Genomic DNA, 17580 nt, shown 5'->3' with positions numbered 1-17580 from the left:
CCATGACAATGTTGAGATCAGCCCACGTGGACACCTTCACCCGCGACCATTTGCCACCGGCCGGCACGTGGCCGACCCTCGAATTCACCCTGCCGGAACTCCAGTACCCGGCAACGCTCAACGCAGCAGCGGCGCTCATTGACGAGGCCGTCGCAAACCATGGTGCAGAGCGGGCCGCTCTGGTTACCCCCGACGGCACGGTCTGGACGTACGGTGAGCTGCAGCGGCGCGCCAACCAAGTCGCCCAGGTCCTCACCGAGGACCTGGGCGTGGTGCCTGGCAACCGCGTCATGTTGCGCGGTCCGAACAATCCCTGGATTGTCGCGGCCTGGCTTGGCGTGCTCAAGGCCGGGGCCGTCGTTGTCACCACCATGCCGATGCTGCGTTCCAGCGAGGTCGGCACGATCATCAGCCTCACGCGTCCCACCGTAGCCATCTCCGACCACCGGTTCATGGACGAACTGCTCGCGGCGGTAGGCGAGGACACCGTTGTCCTCTCCTATGGATCCGACGACGCCGGTGACCTCGCGTCCCGCTGTGCCGCCAAGAGCGGCGAGTTCGCTGCCGTGCCGACCTCCGCCGACGACGTCGCGCTGCTCGGCCCGACGTCGGGCACCACGGGCACGCCGAAGATCACCATGCATTTCCACAGGGACATCCTCGCGAACGCCGACACTTTTGCCCGCCATATTCTGCAGCCAACCGCCGACGACGTGTTTGCCGGTTCACCACCCCTCGCCTTCACGTTCGGCCTCGGTGGGCTGGTGGTCTTCCCCCTGCGCTTCGGCGCATCCTCGTTGTTGACCGAACGGGCCACCCCCGTGGAACTTGCTGAGAGTGCCGCCGCTGCCGGGGCCACCATCCTGTTCACCGCACCCACTGCTTACCGGGCCATCCTCAAGGAAGGCCGCGGATCGTTGCTCCGCAAGCTCCGCGTAGCGGTCTCGGCGGGCGAACACTTGCCCAAGGAAACGTGGGAAGCCGTTCGGGTGGCCACCGGTCTCCGGCTCGTCAATGGCATCGGAGCTACCGAACTCTTGCACGTCTTCATTTCCGCGTCCGGGGACGACATCCGGCCCGGCACCACCGGACGGGCCGTGCCCGGGTACAGGGCAGCCATCCTCGACGACGAGGGCCTGGAACTAGGACCCGGGCAGCTTGGCCGGCTCGCCGTCATCGGCCCCACCGGATGCCGCTACCTGGACGACCCACGGCAATCGAACTACGTGGTCAACGGCTGGAACATCACCGGCGATACGTTCACGAAAGACGAGGACGGGTACTTCACCTATCAGGCCCGGTCCGACAACATGATCGTCTCCTCCGGCTACAACATCGGCGCCCCCGAGGTGGAAACCGCCATCGACCTGCACCCGGACGTGGTGGAGAACGCGGTCATCGGCCGGCCCGACGAGGCACGCGGCAGCGTCGTCTGCGCGTTCATCGTCCTGCGCGAAGGCGTCAGGGGCGATGACGCGAAGCGCAAGGAAATACAGGACTTCGTCAAACGGACGATCGCCCCCTACAAGTACCCGCGGGACATCCGGTTCGTTGACGAACTTCCCCGCAATCCCAGCGGCAAGCTGCAGCATTTCAAGCTGCGCGACCGTATCGACAACGACCCCGAACAGCTTGCCGGCGCAGGCTTGGGCCAGGCCTGAGAAGGAGCAAAAGAATGAAAATCGCAATCGTAGGAGGCGGCCCCGGCGGCCTGTACTTCGCGGCATTGATGAAGCAACTCGACCCGTCACACAAGATCACCCTCTGGGAACGAAACGCTGCCAGTGACACCTTCGGTTTCGGCGTCGTATTTTCCGATGAGACTCTCGGCGGCATCGGCAACGCCGACCCTGTCGTGGCCGAATACATGAGCCGGCGCTTCGCCCGCTGGTCCGACATCGACATCCACTTCGGCGGCGAAACGGTGACGGTGGGCGGCCAGGGCTTTGCGGCCATGAGTCGCAAGGAACTGCTGGAACTGCTTCAGCGCCGGTGTGCCGAGCTCGGCGTCGACCTGCGTTTCCAGACCCTTGCGCCGCCGGTGGAAGAGCTTGAGGCCAACTATGACCTGGTCCTCGCAGCGGATGGCATCAACTCCCAGATCCGCGCGAAGTACGCGGACTCCTTCGCTCCGAGCCTGGATCTGCGGCCCAACAAATTCATGTGGCTCGGTACGGACCAAGTGTTCGAGGCGTTCAAGTTCTTCGTCAAGGAAACAGAATGGGGCGTCATGCAGATCCATGGCTACCCGTATTCCGACGAAGGATCCACGTTCATTGTCGAGATGCACGAGGACGTGTGGCGGGCTGCCGGCTTCGACGAGACCGCTGCCGACATCTTCCCTCCCGGGGTGTCCGACGAGAAGGCGATCAGCAAGATCCGTTCCATCTTCGCGGAGGAGCTCGACGGCTACGAGGTCCTGTCCAACAACTCCAAGTGGATCAACTTCACCACCGTGCGTAACGAGAGCTGGCGCCATGGCAATGTCGTGTTGCTCGGCGATGCGGCTCATACCGCGCACTTCTCCATCGGTTCCGGAACCAAACTGGCCATGGAGGACTCCCTGGCACTTGCCGCATGCCTGCACGAGCACGCGGATGTGGAGTCGGCGTTGTCTGCCTATGAAACGGAGCGTCGTCCGGTTGTCGCTTCCACCCAGCGTGCCGCCCAGGCTTCGCTTGAATGGTTCGAGCGGATCGCCCAATACAAGGGGCAGGACCCGACGCAGTTCGCTTTCAACCTCCTCACCCGGAGCCGCCGCATCACTCAGGAAAACCTGCGGCTGCGCGACCCGGAATTCGCCGACGCCGTGGACCGCAACTTCGCCGAGTCCCAAGGACTCACGGAGACTGCCCCGGCCATGTTCCAACCGTTCCGGATCGGCGGACTGGAGCTCAAGAACCGCATTGTGGTCTCCCCCATGGACATGTACTCCGCGGTGGATGGCGTCCCGGGCGACTTCCACAAAGTGCACCTCGGTTCCAAGGCACTCGGCGGCGCCGGATTGGTCATGACCGAAATGGTGTGTGTTTCCAAGACCGGGCGGATCACCCCCGGCTGCACCGGCCTGTACACGGACACACAGCGCGACAGTTGGAAGGAAATCGTGGACTTCGTCCATGCGCGTTCGACGGCCAAGATCGGCGCACAGCTGGGTCATTCCGGCCGCAAAGGCTCCACGCGGCTGATGTGGGAAGGCATCGACGAACCGCTCGCATCCGGCAACTGGCAGGCTGTTGGACCGACAGCCCTGCCATACGGTCCCGGCAACCAGACGCCTGTGGAACTCGACCGCGCAGGAATGGCCGCCATCAAGGAAGAGTTCGTCGCCGCGGCCCTCCGTGCCGAAGAGGCAGGCTTCGACCTCCTTGAGGTCCATGCCGCCCACGGCTACCTGCTTTCCTCGTTCCTCTCGCCCGTGTCCAACCGCCGGACGGACGAGTACGGTGGCAGCCTGGAGAACCGCCTGCGGTTCCCCCTGGAGGTGTTCGACGCCGTCCGTGCGGCGTGGCCTGCCAGCAAGCCTGTGACGGTACGCATCTCCGCGACGGACTGGATCGAAGGCGGCAACACCTCTGACGACTCGCTCGACATCGCGCGCGCATTCGTGGCCCATGGCGCCGCGGGCATCGACGTCTCCACCGGGCAGGTCGCCAAGGAGGAACAACCGGCTTTCGGCCGCAGCTACCAGACGCCGTTCGCCGACCGCATCCGCCAGGAAGTTGCCGCCCCGGCAGGTGTGGCTGTGATCGCCGTTGGTGCCATTTCCACATACGACGACGTCAATTCCGTCCTGCTTGCGGGCAGGGCAGACCTCGTGGCCCTGGGCCGGACGCACCTGTACGACCCGCAGTGGACCCTGCACGCCGCAGCCGAGCAGGAATACCAAGGCCCCGGGGCGCAGTGGGTGCCGCAGTTCCGGGCTGGCCGACGCAAACCGCCAAGTTCCCGCACGGATGCCGTTAGGCCCAGGCTTTCACTCTTGAAAGAGCGCGAGTCCGACGCCGACAACACGCACCTGCGTTGGACCCCGAGAGCAGTCTCCGCGCCCGCACTGGCCAACTAGGCTGGACTGCATGGCTATCATCCATCGAGCAACCCTGAGTCCCAGCAAACTTGAGCTCATCGAAAGGTATTTGCCCGCCCAGCCGTGGTTCACCAAGGATGACTCCGCGCCGCCCGGGCTGCTCGGTGCGTACCGCTTCGATGATCCGGACGGCGAAGTGGGCCTAGAGACCCATCTGCTCTCCCACGGCGGCAAGGTCTATCAGGTTCCCCTGAGCTACCGGGGTTCGGAATTGACCGGTGCGCAGGACTGGCTGCTCGGCACCATGGAACACTCCGTGCTGGGCAGGAGGTGGGTGTACGACGCCTGCGCCGATCCCGCCTACGTAGCTGCCCTGGCCACCGCCATCCTCACTGGACAAGAGGAAGCCCGACAATTCGTGGAGGTCGACGGCGCCCTGGAGCCGCGCGCCAGCTCCGTCAAGGTCAAGGGCAGTGGAGCCCCCGGTAGCGAAGTCCCTTCGGTGACCCCGGGAGCCCCGGTCACCGACGACAGCGTCACCAGCATCGACGCCGGTGAGCTCACGCTGCTGGTGAATCGTGTCCTGGATCCGGCGACACCGGGTCCGGAAAATTCACCTGCCCTGCGGGGTACGTGGACCGGGCAAGAGGCGCCGGTGTTGCTGGCTTCCCTCTCGCAGGAATAGAGGACTACTCCCCCGGACGCGGTCGCCACACCACAACTGCCTGGGACCGCGCCCGGGGGCGCTGCCCGCGGGCCAGGCTGACGACGTCGCCCGCTGCTCCTGCAGCGAAAATACGGGCCTCCATCGGACTCCGCCGGCGTTGCAATTCCTCGCTCAACTCGGCCACGCGGAACTGCAGCGCGGCCACTTGGTTTTCGAGCTCGAGGATGCGTTTAATGCCCTCGAGGGACACGCCCTCGTGGGAGAGCCGCTGGACCTCGCGCAAGCGGTCGATGTCCCGTTGGGAGTAACGCCGGGACTTGCCCGGGGCGCGACTCGGCGACACGATGCCGAGGCGGTCGTACTGGCGCAGGGTCTGCGGGTGCATGTCAGCCAGTTCGGCCGCGACGGAGATGACGAAGATCGGCTGGTTGATGTCTATGCCCATGCCTACGTCCCTCCCGTGTGTTCTGCCGCTACAAGCGGGCCTTGGCGGCCAAGTCGTGGCGAGGATCGGCATCGGCCGTGGCCGCGGCGAATGCCTTGACGGCCTCCTCGGCCTCCTTGTTGAGGTTCTGCGGGACGGAGACGTCGATCGTCACCAGCAGGTCTCCGGTGGCCTTCGATGTCTTGACGCCGCGACCCTTGACCCGGAGCGTGCGGCCGGAAGGGGTGCCGGCCGGGACGCGGACGGTGACGGTGTCGCCGTCGAGCGTTGGCACGTGGATGTTGGAACCCAAGGCGGCCTCTGCGAAGGTGACCGGCACGTGGATGCGGATGTTGTCGCCGTCGCGGTTAAAGAAATCGTGGGGCTTGACGTTCACCGTGATGATGAGGTCCCCGTTGCCAGCTGCGCCGGGGTTGCCCTTGCCGCGCTGGCGGACCTTCTGGCCGTCCCTGATCCCCGCGGGAATCTTCACGTCGATGACGTTGCCGTTGCTTTCGCGCAGGCTCACTGTGGTGCCGTGAATGGAGCCGGCAAAGGAAATTGAGGTCGACGCCGTGCGGTCGCTGCCTTTTTGGGGGGCGCGCTGGAAACCGGTCTGTCCACCGCCGAAGCCGCCGCCAAACAGGTCAGCGAACTCCGGCGGGATACCCCCGGCCCCTGCAGGCTGGCGTGCTCCGCCGCCGAAAAGCCCGCCGAACAGGTCCTCGAAGCCGCCATTGGCCGGCCCCCCGCGAGCTGCCCCCGGAGCAAAGCGTGCCCCACCCATGGCGCGAATAGCATCGTACTGCTGGCGCTCCTCGGCATCCGAGAGTACTGAATAGGCCTCCGAGATGTCCTTGAACTTCTTTTCCGCAGTAGCATCCCCGGAATTGGTGTCCGGATGGTACTTCCGCGCAAGCTTGCGGTACGCCTTCTTAATATCAGCGTCAGAGGCGTCCTTGGCGACACCAAGGATGGCGTAAAAATCCTTCTCAACCCAGTCCTGGCTGGCCACTCGGCTTCTCTCTTTCGTTTCTGTGTTCGGTTGCGTGCGCTACGCTCATCCCACCTTAGGTGAGACAAGCCTTAGGCGAGACGACCGCTTGAGCCGTAGCGGATGAGGGGGCCCGGGAGTGGCATCGGGCCTGCCGGAGCGTGGCGGCGAAAGTCCGTAGGACTTGGCCGCCACGCGTAGGGGCGGGGCCCCCTCATCCGCGAAGGCACGGTGAGGCGGTAACACCGTCTAAGCCGGCACAGCCACAATCACCTGTGCCGCACGCAGCACGCGGTCACCGGACCGGTAGCCGGAGCGCAGCACTTGGCTGACGGTGTCTACTTCGATGTCCTCGCCCGGCTGCTGGATGAGCGCTTCGTGGATCGTGGGGTCGAAGTCGACTCCGGTTTCCGCGATGCGCTCCAAGCCGTACGTCTTCAGCGCGTTCTCCAGCTTGGCGGCGATCGCGGCGAACGGGCCGTCGACGAGATCGCCGTGCTGGCGGGCGGCGTCGACGTCGTCCAGCACCGGCAGCAGGGAGTTCAGGACGCCGATGACGGCCATTTCCCCTGCGACGGCGCGGTCGCGTTCGACACGCTTGCGGTAGTTGACGTACTCAGCCTGCAGGCGCAGGAGGTCGTTGCGGAGTTCCGCGGCCTCTGCTTCTGCAGCGGCACCGGGGGCTACCGACTCTTCAGCCGGAACCTCCATGCCGTTGAGGATTTCCTCAGCCTGGGACAAGGCGTCGCCCTCGGCGGCAGCGGCGTTGGAATCAGCTGCCGATCCTTGCGGGTGGCGTGCGGCCCCGGTCTCCGGGTCAACCTTGCGGTTGTCCCGGATGACCGGCTTCTGCTGACCGGCTCCTTCACGCTCGTCGTGCTTGCCCTCGTTGTTGGAAGGTGAGTGCTCTGCGTCGTTGCCGTGGTGAGGCATGCTTACTTCTTTTCGTCTTCGTCGATGATCTCGGCGTCGACGATGTCCTCATCGGCAGCCTTGGCACCGGCAGGAGCGCCTTCAGCACCAGCGGCGCTGCTTGCCCCATCCGGGGAACCGGCGTGCGAGTAGATCGCTTCGCCGAGCTTCGACTGCGAGTGCTGCAGCTTCTCGAAAGCGGTCTTCACTGCTGCATCGTCGGTGCCCTCGAGGGCCTTCTTGAGGGCGTCGACGTCGGCCTTGACCTCGGTCTTGACCTCTTCAGGCAGCTTGTCGTCGTTTTCGGCGATGAGCTTGTCCACGGAGTAGGCGAGCTGCTCGGCAGTGTTGCGGGTGTCGGTAGCCTCGCGGCGTGCCTTGTCCTCGGCTGCGTGCTCCTCGGCTTCACGGACCATGCGGTCGATGTCTTCCTTGGACAGCGCGGTGCCGCCGGTGATGGTCATCGACTGCTCCTTGCCCGTGCCCTTGTCCTTGGCGGAGACGTGGACAATGCCGTTGGCGTCGATGTCGAAGGTCACCTCGACCTGGGGGACGCCGCGCGGTGCCGGAGCGATGCCGGTCAGTTCGAACGTGCCCAGCGGCTTGTTGTCGCGGGTGAATTCACGCTCGCCCTGGAAGACCTGGATGGCCACGGACGGCTGGTTGTCGTCAGCGGTGGTGAAGGTCTCGGAACGCTTGGTGGGGATGGCCGTGTTGCGCTCGATCAGGTGCGTCATGACGCCGCCCTTGGTTTCGATACCGAGGGACAGCGGGGTCACGTCGATCAGGAGAACGTCCTTGCGCTCACCCTTCAGCACACCGGCCTGCAGGGCTGCGCCAACGGCAACAACTTCGTCCGGGTTGACGCCCTTGTTGGGCTCCTTGCCGCCGGCGAGTTCCTTCACGAGGTCGTAGACGGCGGGCATACGGGTGGAACCGCCCACGAGCACGATGTGGTCGATTTCGGAAAGCTTGATGCCGGTCTCGGCGATGACGTCGTGGAACGGCTTCTTGGTGCGCTCGAGCAGGTCCTTGGTGAGGTCCTGGAACTTGGCGCGGGTCAGCTGCTCGTCCAGGTGGACCGGGCCGTCGGGGGTGACGGAGAGGTACTGGAGGGAGACGTTGGTGCTGGTGGAGGAGGAGAGTTCCTTCTTGGCCTGCTCCGAAGCCTCGCGAAGACGCTGCAAGGCGATCTTGTCCTTGGACAGGTCGATGCCCTTGACCTTGAGCTGGTTCAGCAGGTAGTCAACAACGCGCTGGTCCCAGTCGTCGCCGCCGAGGCGGTTGTCGCCGGCGGTGGCGCGGACCTGGATGGTGGAGAAGCCGTCTTCGTCCTTGCCGACCTCCAGCAGGGAGACGTCGAACGTTCCGCCGCCGAGGTCGAAGACCAGGATCAGTTCGTCTTCCTTGCCCTTGTCCAGGCCGTAGGCAAGTGCGGCGGCGGTGGGCTCGTTGACAATGCGGAGAACGTTCATGCCGGCGATTTCGCCGGCTTCCTTGGTGGCCTGGCGCTCGGCGTCGTTGAAGTAGGCCGGGACGGTGATGACAGCGTCGGTGACCTTTTCGCCGAGGTAGCTCTCGGCGTCGTTCTTCAGCTTCATGAGGATACGCGCGGAGATTTCCTGCGGCGTGTACTTCTTGTCGTCAATGGCGACGGACCAGTCGGTGCCCATGTGGCGCTTCACGGAAGCGATGGTGCGGTCGATGTTGTTGACGGCCTGGCGCTTGGCAATTTCGCCAACCAGGACTTCACCGGACTTGGAGAATGCAACGACCGACGGCGTGGTGCGGCCACCCTCGGCGTTGGCAATGACGGTGGGCTCGCCACCTTCGAGAACAGAGACGACGGAGTTAGTGGTTCCGAGGTCGATACCTACAGCGCGTGACATATGTTGCTTCCTTTCAATGGCCGACGATGGAGATTTCACCCGATTCCGATACCCACGGAGGGCTTGGAGGGCGGGGAGCACTCAACCTTCGGCTAGTTGAGCGTTCTGCACTCAACTGTACTCAGCCCTCATTCAATGTCAATCCAAAGTTGAGTCGAGTACGCTCAACTACGCCCACTGAGGGTCAAGAAACCCCGGCAACACGGGGAATTATGGCCGATTTCGCCGTGGGAGAACGCCGGTTGAGCGCCGACGTCGAACTCGCGGGAACAGTGCCAGTTCGCGTGGGCGCTCCGGCGACTCCGCAGCGTTCCGGCGATGTCGACGGCGGGTGTTCCGTCAGGCGGAGGCAGGCGGCATCGGCTTGTAGACCCATGCCACCAGCACCACCGAGATGATCATCAGGAGGAACCACGAGACAAGCTTGTCCGGGGACACCAAATGCCAGCCATCCAGTTGGCTCGGATACAGCCAAGCGTGCGACCAGGTGGCGATGTTCTCGGCAATCCAGATGAAGAGCGCCACCAGCAGGAATGCCAGGACCAGCGGCATCCGGAGCCGACGTCGAAACACCCGGAAGTACATGACGCACCGGCCATAGATCACGACGACGGCGGCCAGCAGGACCCAGCGGGCGTCAACGATGTAGTGGTGCGAAAAGAAGTTCACATAGATGGCCGCAGCGAGGACCGCAGTGATCCAACGCCGCGGATACCTGGCGAAGCGCAGGTCGAAAACCCGGTAAACCCGCACCATGTACGAGCCAACCGCCGCGTACATGAAGCCACTGAAGAGCGGAACGGCGCCGACGCGGAGGACACCCTCGGCTTCATAGGACCACGAGCCGACGTCGGTCTTGAACAATTCCATGACCGTTCCCACCATGTGGAAGAGCACGATGACCCTGAGCTCGCGCAAGGTTTCCAGCCTCGTGGCCACCATCAGGATTTGGATGACGACGGCGGCGATCGTCAGGAAATCGTTCCTCGCGAGGCCGGCGTTGGCTGGATACCAGAGGTGGGCAGCGAAAATGACGGCAAGGAGCGAAGCGCCGAAGATGCACGCCCACGCCTGCTTGAGGCCGAAAACGGTGAACTCAGCGAGCCTGGATCGAAGCCCTTGGACCGGGGCACTCCCCAGGAAGCGGCTCGCGCTCCCGTCGATAAGTTCCTCTACCGCGGTGAGCTCACGCACCTGCGCCCTACTCTCCGGGGCCGAGCTCGCCCGGCCCAAGCCGGCCAAGGTAATAGTTCTTCGGCCAATGCCTGGCTTTTTCCGGCAGCCTTGGATAAGCCGCCGCCAAGAGTCGCATGGTGCCGTCGAAGCTGCGCCGATGCCGGGCATTCCAAGGAAGTCCGAAACCCGCACGAAGCTGCTCCGGCAGCAGGCCCGCCGTAAGCAGCCGGACCAACGGCATGCTCAACCGCATCAAGAACGGCCCACCCACGGGGTACAGGAGCTCATGAGCCACCCTCAAAGCAGATGCATCCGGTTCGAGGTTCCGCACGGATTCATCCCAATAGCTCGCGAAGGCGGAGCGATCGGCGGGCCAGAGCTCGGCGGGAAGCTGCAACGCTGTCCCGATCCGCGCATACTCCCGGTAGACACGATCGGCAGTGTCGTCGTCGAGGGCTCCATGGACCTTTTCGTAAACGGTGACGGCGGTGTCATAGAGCGTCGCCACAACCCAGAGCTGGGATTGCGCGTCAAAGGCGTTGTATCCCGTCGACCCCTCGTCCGCCGTCCGGCGAACAGGGGCGTGCGCACGATTCACAGCCCGGCGCACCGCGGCCAATTGCTCGTCCGAGCCATAGACCACGGCGTAGACGTACGTCATGGTGGCGCGCAGCCGGTCCAGTGGCCGCTCGGCGAAATTGCTGTGTTCGGCGACGCCGTGACCGACCGCGGGATTGGCGATCTGCATCAGGATGGCGCGTCCTGCTCCGGCGAGCAAAACGCCCTCCGCGCCGATGTCAGCAAGTCCGCGAGCCATGCAGTCACTGTACCTTCGCGCATCGTCTCTCGTGCACGGTTGCACGGGCGGCTACAGCCCTACGATTCCGCGCAGAACCTCGAGCTGGTGCTCAAACAACTCGTCGCGCGAGGCAAAGGTATCAGCCCCGTACTGGCCGAATACCTCGAAGCTGACCGCACCAAATACCGACGTCCAGACCAGCACGCCCCTGGCCAACGCAGGCTCGGGAACGGCCACGCCCAGTTCGGCCCGGATGGCCGCCAGGTCCGCGGCAAGGGCTGGAGGAACGACGACGGCGGGCGCAACTTCGGCGGCCAAGGCACCTGCGCGGTAGGCGGCGTCGAAGATCCCCACCATCCGGTAGATCACCCGCGTTCCGGGTTCGGTGGTGCGCTCGGCGGGCGCTTGGTATCCGGGCACAGGGCTGCCGAACAGGAGGGCGTACCTTGCCGGCTCGCGCAGGGCCCACTGACGAACGGCCCGCCCGAGCGCCAGGAACCTGCCGCGGTAGTCGTCCCCGGGGAGGGCGTCGACGGCGGCATCCACTTCGTCGCCCAGCTCGCCGTATGCGTCAATCAGCAGGAGGGTCAGCAGTTCGTCGCGGCTCTCAACGTAACGGTACACAGCAGAGGACACCACGCCGAGATCGCGCGCAACAGCCCTCAGGGACAAGCCCGCTGCGCCATGCACGGCAAGGTGCTGGCGGCCCAGCCGGATGATGTCCGAGACGGTCTGGGCCCGGGCCCGCTCGCGGGGCGTCGTTTGTTTGGCCGCTGCGGCGGGAGGGAGGTCCATGCATCCAGCATGCCACAAAAGAGAGCACTGGCAACAAATGTGAGCAGTGCTCTTGACAAGGGATTCGAAAGAACTCATCCTGAATTCAGAGAGCACTGCTCTCGAATGAGGTTTAGAACCGGAGAACTTGATCCCCAGCCAGAAAGCGAGCAATACCATGTATGTCGTCACAGGAGCAGGCCCCGTCGGATGGACCATTGCCGAGCAACTCGCGGACCGCGGAGAACAGGTGCGCGTCCTGACACGCTCAGGCAGCGGCCCGGAACACCCGCTGATCGAAAAGCTCCGCGTGGATGTCTCCGACCCGGCCAAGTTGGCGGAAGCCTTCGATGGCGCCGCGGCCGTCTTCCACTGCATCCACGGTTCCGCCTACCGCGCCAAAGCCTGGGCGGCCGAGCTTCCCGGAGCAGAGCGAGTGGTAATGGACGCCGCGGCGGCGGCGGGCGCCGTCGTCGTCTTCCCTGAGAGCCTTTACTCCTACAGCGAGCCGGACAAGACCGTCACCGAAAGCAGCCCGCGCGAAGCGGCCGGTGGCAAGCGCGGGATCCGCTCCGCCCTGCTGAAGGCCCGGCAAGACCACCCGGCGAACACCGTCAGCGTAGTGGCGGGCGATTTCTTCGGGCCACGAGCCCGCATGGCGCACGCCGGCGAGCGCATGGTCCCCCTGATCCTCAAAGGCAAGACGGTCCAGGTTCTCGGAAGCGCCGGGCAGCCGCACGCCTTCACCTACGTCCCGGATCTCGCCGCAGCCATGATCGCCGCGGCCCAAAAACCCGAACTCTGGAACTCGGTACTGCATGCCCCCTCAGGACCGGCAATGACCATGCGGGAAATCGCTGGAAACTTCGCACGGTCGGCCGGCGTTCCCGAGCCGAAGCTGAGTGTGGTTCCAGGCTGGCTGCTCCGGACCCTTGGCCTGTTTTCCACCGACATGCGGGAGCTGGCCGAAATGTTGTACCAGTTCGAACGGCCATTCGTCATGGACTCCACCGCGAGCCAGGCCAAGCTCGGGCTGGAACCGACGCCGCTTGTGGAGGCGGTGGCGGCGACAGTGGCCTGGTGGCGGGATCAGCAAACCGTGGCTGCCCCCTGAGCCCTATGACATCCGCCCCAAACGTCCCGGCCACCAAATCCGGCGGCCAATGTCGTAGGACAACGCAGGCACCAAGAGCGAGCGCACGATCGTGGTGTCGAGCAGCACCCCGAACGCCACAATAAAAGAGATCTGCGCAAGGAAGAGAATCGGAATGACCCCCAGGGCGGCAAAGGTTGCAGCCAGAACGACGCCGGCCGAAGTAATCACCCCTCCGGTGGCACCGAGCCCCTTCAAGATACCGGCCCGGGTTCCCTTGAGCGTTGACTCCTCCCGGACACGGGTCATGAGGAAGATGTTGTAGTCAACGCCGAGGGCCACGAGGAAGACAAAACCGAAAAGCGGAACCGAGGCATCTGCTCCGGGGAACCCAAATACATGGTTGAACACCCAAGCAGAGACACCCAACGCTGCCGCATAGGACAGCACGACCGTGCCAATCAACAATAGCGGCGCCAGGACGGCCCGCAGCAGTGCCATGAGCACCAACAGGATGACGGCCAAAACGATCGGGATGATGCGCCATAAATCAGACTGCGCGCTGGCGTTGGTGTCCGCGGCAGTCGCGGTGGTTCCTCCGACCAAGGTCCCGGGCGCCTTGTCATGCAGCTTCTGCCGGAGCGTGGCGATGGTCTGCTCGGCCTTCGCCGAATCTGCCTCCGAGGACAGGGTGGCGTTGATCAGCACCCGGCCGTCCCGCACCAAAGGGGCAGTGTCCGTAGGGGATTCCGTCAGTGGGCGAACGCTTGGGCCGCCCTGGGCGGCAACTACGGATGCGTCCGAGATGCCTTCCTGGGCTTTGACTTCGGCAAGTACCTCGGCTGCCGCCTTTTCCTCGGCGACAACCACCACAGGGCTTCCTGCACCGGCGGGATAGTGCCGGCCCAATGCCGCCTGGCCGTCCACTGCCTCGGATTTGCTCAGTATGAGTGCCGACTGCGGAACGCCGCTGGCTTGGAGTTGCAGTAGGCCCGAGGCGCAGACCACCAAAACGGCAGCTGCGCCCAGCCATACCGCCCCGGGCCGCTTGGCTATGATGCTTGCCAGGAGCCTCCAGACCCGGGGAATGTCGGAGTTGGCCGCGGCTTTCCTCGGGGTGTGCGGCCAAAATGCGGACCTGCCGAGCAAGCCAAGGGCCGCAGGAAGCAGCGTGAGGCTGGCCAACATTGAAAAGCCGATCCCGATTGCGCCGATGGGCCCCAGTCCGCGGTTCGAATTCAATTCGGAGAAGAGCAGGCAGAGCAACGCCAAGGCGACCGTTGTCCCGGATGCCAGGATGGCCCCAAAGCTGCCCTTGTACGCGCGTCCCAAAGCCGACCACTTGTTCGAGGAGTGGCCCAAGGCCTCACGGTAACGGGCTACAAAGAGGAGGGCATAGTCGGTGGCAGAGCCGACCACCAGGATCGACAGGATCCCTTGGCTTTGTCCCGTCAATTGCATTGCGCCCGACTTCGCCAAGGCAAAGACCACCAGAATGGAACCACAAAGCGCGAAGACGGCGGTAAGCAGCACCACAAAAGGCAGCACCACGGATCGGTAGACGGCTAGCAAGATGACCAAGACAGCACCGAGTGCCGCGAAGAGCAATATCCCGTCGATGCCGCCAAAAGCGCTCACCAAATCAGCGATGAAGCCCGCCGGTCCGGTCACGTAAGTGGTTGTTCCGGCGGGAAGCCCTGCGTCGGTTACGTAGCCCGTCGCCTTTGCGCGAAGCGAGTGGATGCTCCCTTTGACCCCGTTTCCATCGCCTACCGGGATGATGAATTGTGCCGCCTTGCCATCCGTGGATGGAATCGGCCCAAGCGTCGACGTCGACTGGCTCACCCCGACGACGGCGGACAGCTGGGTGCCGAGGGACGGCAATCCGGCCAGTTGAGCGGGTGAAAGCTTCTCGGGAGACTCGATCAGCACCACCGCGGGAACACTGCCGCTGGAAGTGAACTTGCTTTGCCATTCACGGGCTTCGGTGGATTCGGCGCTCGCCGGCAGGAAGGATGCCTGGTCATTGCTTGACACCTCGCTGAGCTTCCCGAAGGTAGGGCCGCCGATTCCGCCGATCGCCATCCACACAACCAGGGATAGCACCGCCACCGCCAACCACAACCGCGAACTGTTTCGTCGGCCGGTTCCAGACGACTTGTCCATCATGCCTGCACCTTTCCAATTACTTCCATGGCAAAATATATCCATCATGGAGATAATTGGTCAATGGCACCTCGGTGGGATAATTTGAGGCTGAAGGAGGCCTCATGGATGACAATCAGCACGTCCGGTCCGCGGCTGTACTCCTCGGGCTACTCCAGCAGTTCACGGTCGAAACGGAGCGGTATGTGGAGGCCATCAGCAACCGCCACCACCTCCATCGAACGGACCTGAATGCCTTGGCTGCCATGGTGGCTGCCGCGCGGGAGGGCAAGACCATGACTCCCGGAGCGCTCAGGGCGGCACTCAACCTGAGTTCGCCTGCAACAACGGCGCTTGTGGACCGGCTCGACCGGGCGGGCCATCTGGCACGCCGCCGCAGCGAAAAGGACCGTCGGCAGGTTCATCTGGAGATGACTGATTCGGCACGCGCTACGGGCAGCGCATTGTTTTCGCCCTTGGCAGGCGCCATCGCCCCGGTAATTGACGCACTTTCGCCGGACGAACTCCGCATAGTCATGACTTTCATGCAGGGCGTCATCGAGGCCACCACACAGGCCAGAAGTGACGTCACGCGAAAAGGCGAACCATCGAATGGAGTTATTCCTGAGGTCCCAGTGACTCACAGGGCAGTGCGGGAGTAACGTAGAGCACGTCGGCTATGCTGGACCACTTTGTGGACTGGGGTGTCACCGTGGGTGTTGTGAGATCATCGTTGACCGAGCTCCTCGGAGTACTTTCCGACGCCGTTTCGCCCGAGCGTGTCCGCTTCGATGACGGCTCCGAACCACCTACCGGTCAATCCACCGACGCACCTGTCACGGTCCACGCCGTCGCCATGAACAGGGTGGGCCGCTCCAGGAGGGAAGGCCCCCTGCTGGACCTTGAGCTGAAAGTGGCGGTGGAATGCCACGGCCCCACGCAACTGGACAACATGGAGAAACTCCTGATTGCGGTCGAGCAAAACACCCAGTACTCGGTGGTCTCCAGCGGGGAGTTCCAGCCCGACGAATACGATGCCGGCATCCGCCAAGGCCTCGGTTTCCTGATCCGCATCCCCGTGGGGATACGTCTCGACGAGCCTTTCGGCCCGCCGGTCACCGAGCCCCTCGTCGCCACGACCACCGTGGCCCGCCGGATCCATGGCCGGCTGGTCGACGTCCACAACAAAGGCATCCCGGATGCCTACATCCGCCCGCATTCGTCCGTCACCGCCGTCGTGAGCGATCCCACCGGCCATTTCGAGGTACTGGCCTCGGCGGACGAACTCCAGCACTTTGTCGTGGCAGTCCGCGGCACTGAACGTGAAGTCTCAGCAGACACGAGCAGCCTGCCGGTCATCATCCGGTGGGAGTGAAAGGGAGCACCCATGGCGAATTACCAGGCGCCGGGAGTGTATGTACAGGAAGTGCCCAGCGGCGCGCGCTCGATCGGCCAGGTCAGCACTAGCATTGCGGGCTTTGTGGGAGTTTCCCCGGACCCCTTGGCGTACCCCGATGAGGCGAGGGTGCTGGACAACTGGACCCAGTTCGTCGACCAGTACGTCGGCAAAGCCACGCAGGGAACGCCACTGTCCAACGCCGTCTTCGGGTTCTTCGCCAACGGCGGCAGCCGCTGCTACGTGGTCAACATCGGTACCGGCGGCAGCCTCACCGGCACCGCCGCGAAGCCAACCGGGGTGACCTTGTTCGAGGCGATCGACGACATCTCCATGGTGGCGGCCCCTGGATTCGCCGACGCCGACGCTTACGCCACGTTGCAGGCCCACGTGGAGCATCCCTTGCGGCAGGACCGCATGGCGATCATGGATACTCCGGAGAAAGTGGACGACGTCGGAGCCCTCACCCGGGCGGCCACGTCCGGCGTGCCGGACGCTCCGAAGTCCACCGATTCGAAAGCGGAGGAGGGTAAGACCGACGATGACCGGGCTGATGCCGGCACGGCTGACGACCGCAAGCCTGGCCCACCCAGGGCCATGGGCGAGGACGCACTCGGCGCTCCCCAGTCTCCGGGCGGCTACACAGCGTTGTACTTCCCGTGGATTGTGATGACGGACCCGGTGTCCGGCAAAAAAGTGACCCAACCGCCGTCGGGCCATGTCGCCGGGGTATGGGCGCGCGTGGATGCGACGCGCGGCGTCCACAAGGCCCCGGCCAACGAACCCATCCAAGGGGCCCTGGACCTTGTCCGGCGGGTCAGCCGCGGCGAACAGGAAGTGCTGAACCCCGCCGGAGTCAATTGCATCCGCTATTTCCCCGGCGAGGGGATCCGCATCTGGGGCGCCCGGACCAAGGCTCCCGAGGCGAGTGAGTACCGCTACGTCAACGTCCGCAGGTTGACCAACATGATCAAGGAATCCGTAGCCGACGGCACGCGCTGGGTGGTCTTTGAACCCAACGACCACACCTTGTGGAAGTCCATCCGCCGCGACATCGGCGCATTCCTGACCAATGTGTGGCGAGACGGGGCCCTGTTGGGGACTACTCCTCAACAGGCCTTCTTTGTGAAGTGCGACGAAGAGACCAACCCGCCCGAAGTCCGGGATGCCGGGCAGGTTGTCACGTTGATCGGCATCGCGCCCGTCAAACCCGCCGAGTTCGTGATCTTCAAGCTCATGCAATCGGCGGAAAACACTAGCGAGACAGAGAGCGCAGGAGCCTGA

General features: G+C 64.3%; 15 protein-coding genes. 7 read left to right on the top strand and 8 right to left on the bottom strand.

Annotated features, from left to right (window positions below):
- Positions 1–2 precede the first annotated feature (2 nt).
- Genes QRN59_RS16710 through QRN59_RS16700 form a run of 3 tightly spaced genes read left to right on the top strand, consistent with a single transcriptional unit; the run spans position 3 to position 4712 of the window.
- Positions 3–1661, top strand: a complete 1659-nt coding sequence (locus tag QRN59_RS16710; protein WP_284983609.1) for an AMP-binding protein — start codon at positions 3–5, stop codon at positions 1659–1661.
- 14 nt (positions 1662–1675) lie between these two features.
- On the top strand, positions 1676–4066 hold the full coding sequence (locus tag QRN59_RS16705) for a bifunctional salicylyl-CoA 5-hydroxylase/oxidoreductase (protein ID WP_284983608.1): 2391 nt from the start codon (positions 1676–1678) through the stop codon (positions 4064–4066).
- 10 nt (positions 4067–4076) lie between these two features.
- Positions 4077–4712, top strand: coding sequence for a CG0192-related protein (locus tag QRN59_RS16700; protein WP_284983607.1), 636 nt, complete (start codon positions 4077–4079; stop codon positions 4710–4712).
- 4 nt (positions 4713–4716) lie between these two features.
- Here QRN59_RS16700 and QRN59_RS16695 read toward each other — a convergent pair whose 3' ends face one another.
- From QRN59_RS16695 to QRN59_RS16665, 7 genes are all read right to left on the bottom strand, one after another.
- A complete protein-coding gene (locus QRN59_RS16695) occupies positions 4717–5139 on the bottom strand; it encodes a heat shock protein transcriptional repressor HspR (protein WP_234751031.1) in 423 nt (140 codons plus the stop codon).
- A 28-nt stretch (positions 5140–5167) separates the two neighbouring features.
- Complete coding sequence (locus QRN59_RS16690; protein WP_234751030.1) at positions 5168–6133, bottom strand: DnaJ C-terminal domain-containing protein; 966 nt, start codon at positions 6131–6133, stop codon at positions 5168–5170.
- Positions 6134–6361: 228 nt separating this feature from the next.
- A complete protein-coding gene (locus tag QRN59_RS16685) occupies positions 6362–7045 on the bottom strand; it encodes a nucleotide exchange factor GrpE (protein ID WP_284983606.1) in 684 nt (227 codons plus the stop codon).
- 2 nt (positions 7046–7047) lie between these two features.
- Complete coding sequence (gene dnaK / locus QRN59_RS16680; protein WP_284983605.1) at positions 7048–8913, bottom strand: molecular chaperone DnaK; 1866 nt, start codon at positions 8911–8913, stop codon at positions 7048–7050.
- Positions 8914–9252: 339 nt separating this feature from the next.
- Positions 9253–10107 carry a DUF817 domain-containing protein gene (locus QRN59_RS16675; protein ID WP_284983604.1) on the bottom strand — a complete coding sequence of 285 codons (855 nt, stop codon included), beginning with the start codon at positions 10105–10107 and terminating at the stop codon, positions 9253–9255.
- Between the two features lie 7 nt (positions 10108–10114).
- Positions 10115–10906 (bottom strand): oxygenase MpaB family protein, encoded by a 792-nt coding sequence (locus QRN59_RS16670; RefSeq protein WP_284983603.1) that lies wholly within the window; start codon positions 10904–10906, stop codon positions 10115–10117.
- 51 nt (positions 10907–10957) lie between these two features.
- Complete coding sequence (locus tag QRN59_RS16665) at positions 10958–11683, bottom strand: TetR/AcrR family transcriptional regulator (protein ID WP_284983602.1); 726 nt, start codon at positions 11681–11683, stop codon at positions 10958–10960.
- Positions 11684–11840: 157 nt separating this feature from the next.
- Between QRN59_RS16665 and QRN59_RS16660 the strand changes: the two genes are divergently transcribed.
- Positions 11841–12776 carry an NAD-dependent epimerase/dehydratase family protein gene (locus QRN59_RS16660; RefSeq protein WP_284983601.1) on the top strand — a complete coding sequence of 312 codons (936 nt, stop codon included), beginning with the start codon at positions 11841–11843 and terminating at the stop codon, positions 12774–12776.
- Between the two features lie 3 nt (positions 12777–12779).
- Here QRN59_RS16660 and QRN59_RS16655 read toward each other — a convergent pair whose 3' ends face one another.
- A complete protein-coding gene (locus QRN59_RS16655) occupies positions 12780–14924 on the bottom strand; it encodes an MMPL family transporter (RefSeq protein WP_502871067.1) in 2145 nt (714 codons plus the stop codon).
- 101 nt (positions 14925–15025) lie between these two features.
- On the opposite strand from QRN59_RS16655, the gene QRN59_RS16650 reads away from it, so the two are divergent.
- From QRN59_RS16650 to QRN59_RS16640, 3 genes are read left to right on the top strand one after another with little or no spacing between them, the layout of a single operon-like run.
- Entirely contained in the window at positions 15026–15562 is a 537-nt protein-coding gene (locus QRN59_RS16650) for a MarR family winged helix-turn-helix transcriptional regulator (protein ID WP_284983600.1), read from the top strand.
- 17 nt (positions 15563–15579) lie between these two features.
- Positions 15580–16275 carry a hypothetical protein gene (locus QRN59_RS16645; RefSeq protein WP_284983599.1) on the top strand — a complete coding sequence of 232 codons (696 nt, stop codon included), beginning with the start codon at positions 15580–15582 and terminating at the stop codon, positions 16273–16275.
- 12 nt (positions 16276–16287) lie between these two features.
- The gene (locus tag QRN59_RS16640; RefSeq protein WP_284983598.1) at positions 16288–17580 is read left to right on the top strand and encodes a phage tail sheath family protein; all 1293 of its coding nucleotides are present in this window, start codon (positions 16288–16290) and stop codon (positions 17578–17580) included.

Source organism: Arthrobacter sp. efr-133-TYG-118, from assembly GCF_030209755.1.
Lineage (GTDB): Bacteria > Actinomycetota > Actinomycetes > Actinomycetales > Micrococcaceae > Arthrobacter.
This window is presented reverse-complemented; position numbering and strand designations above follow the sequence as displayed.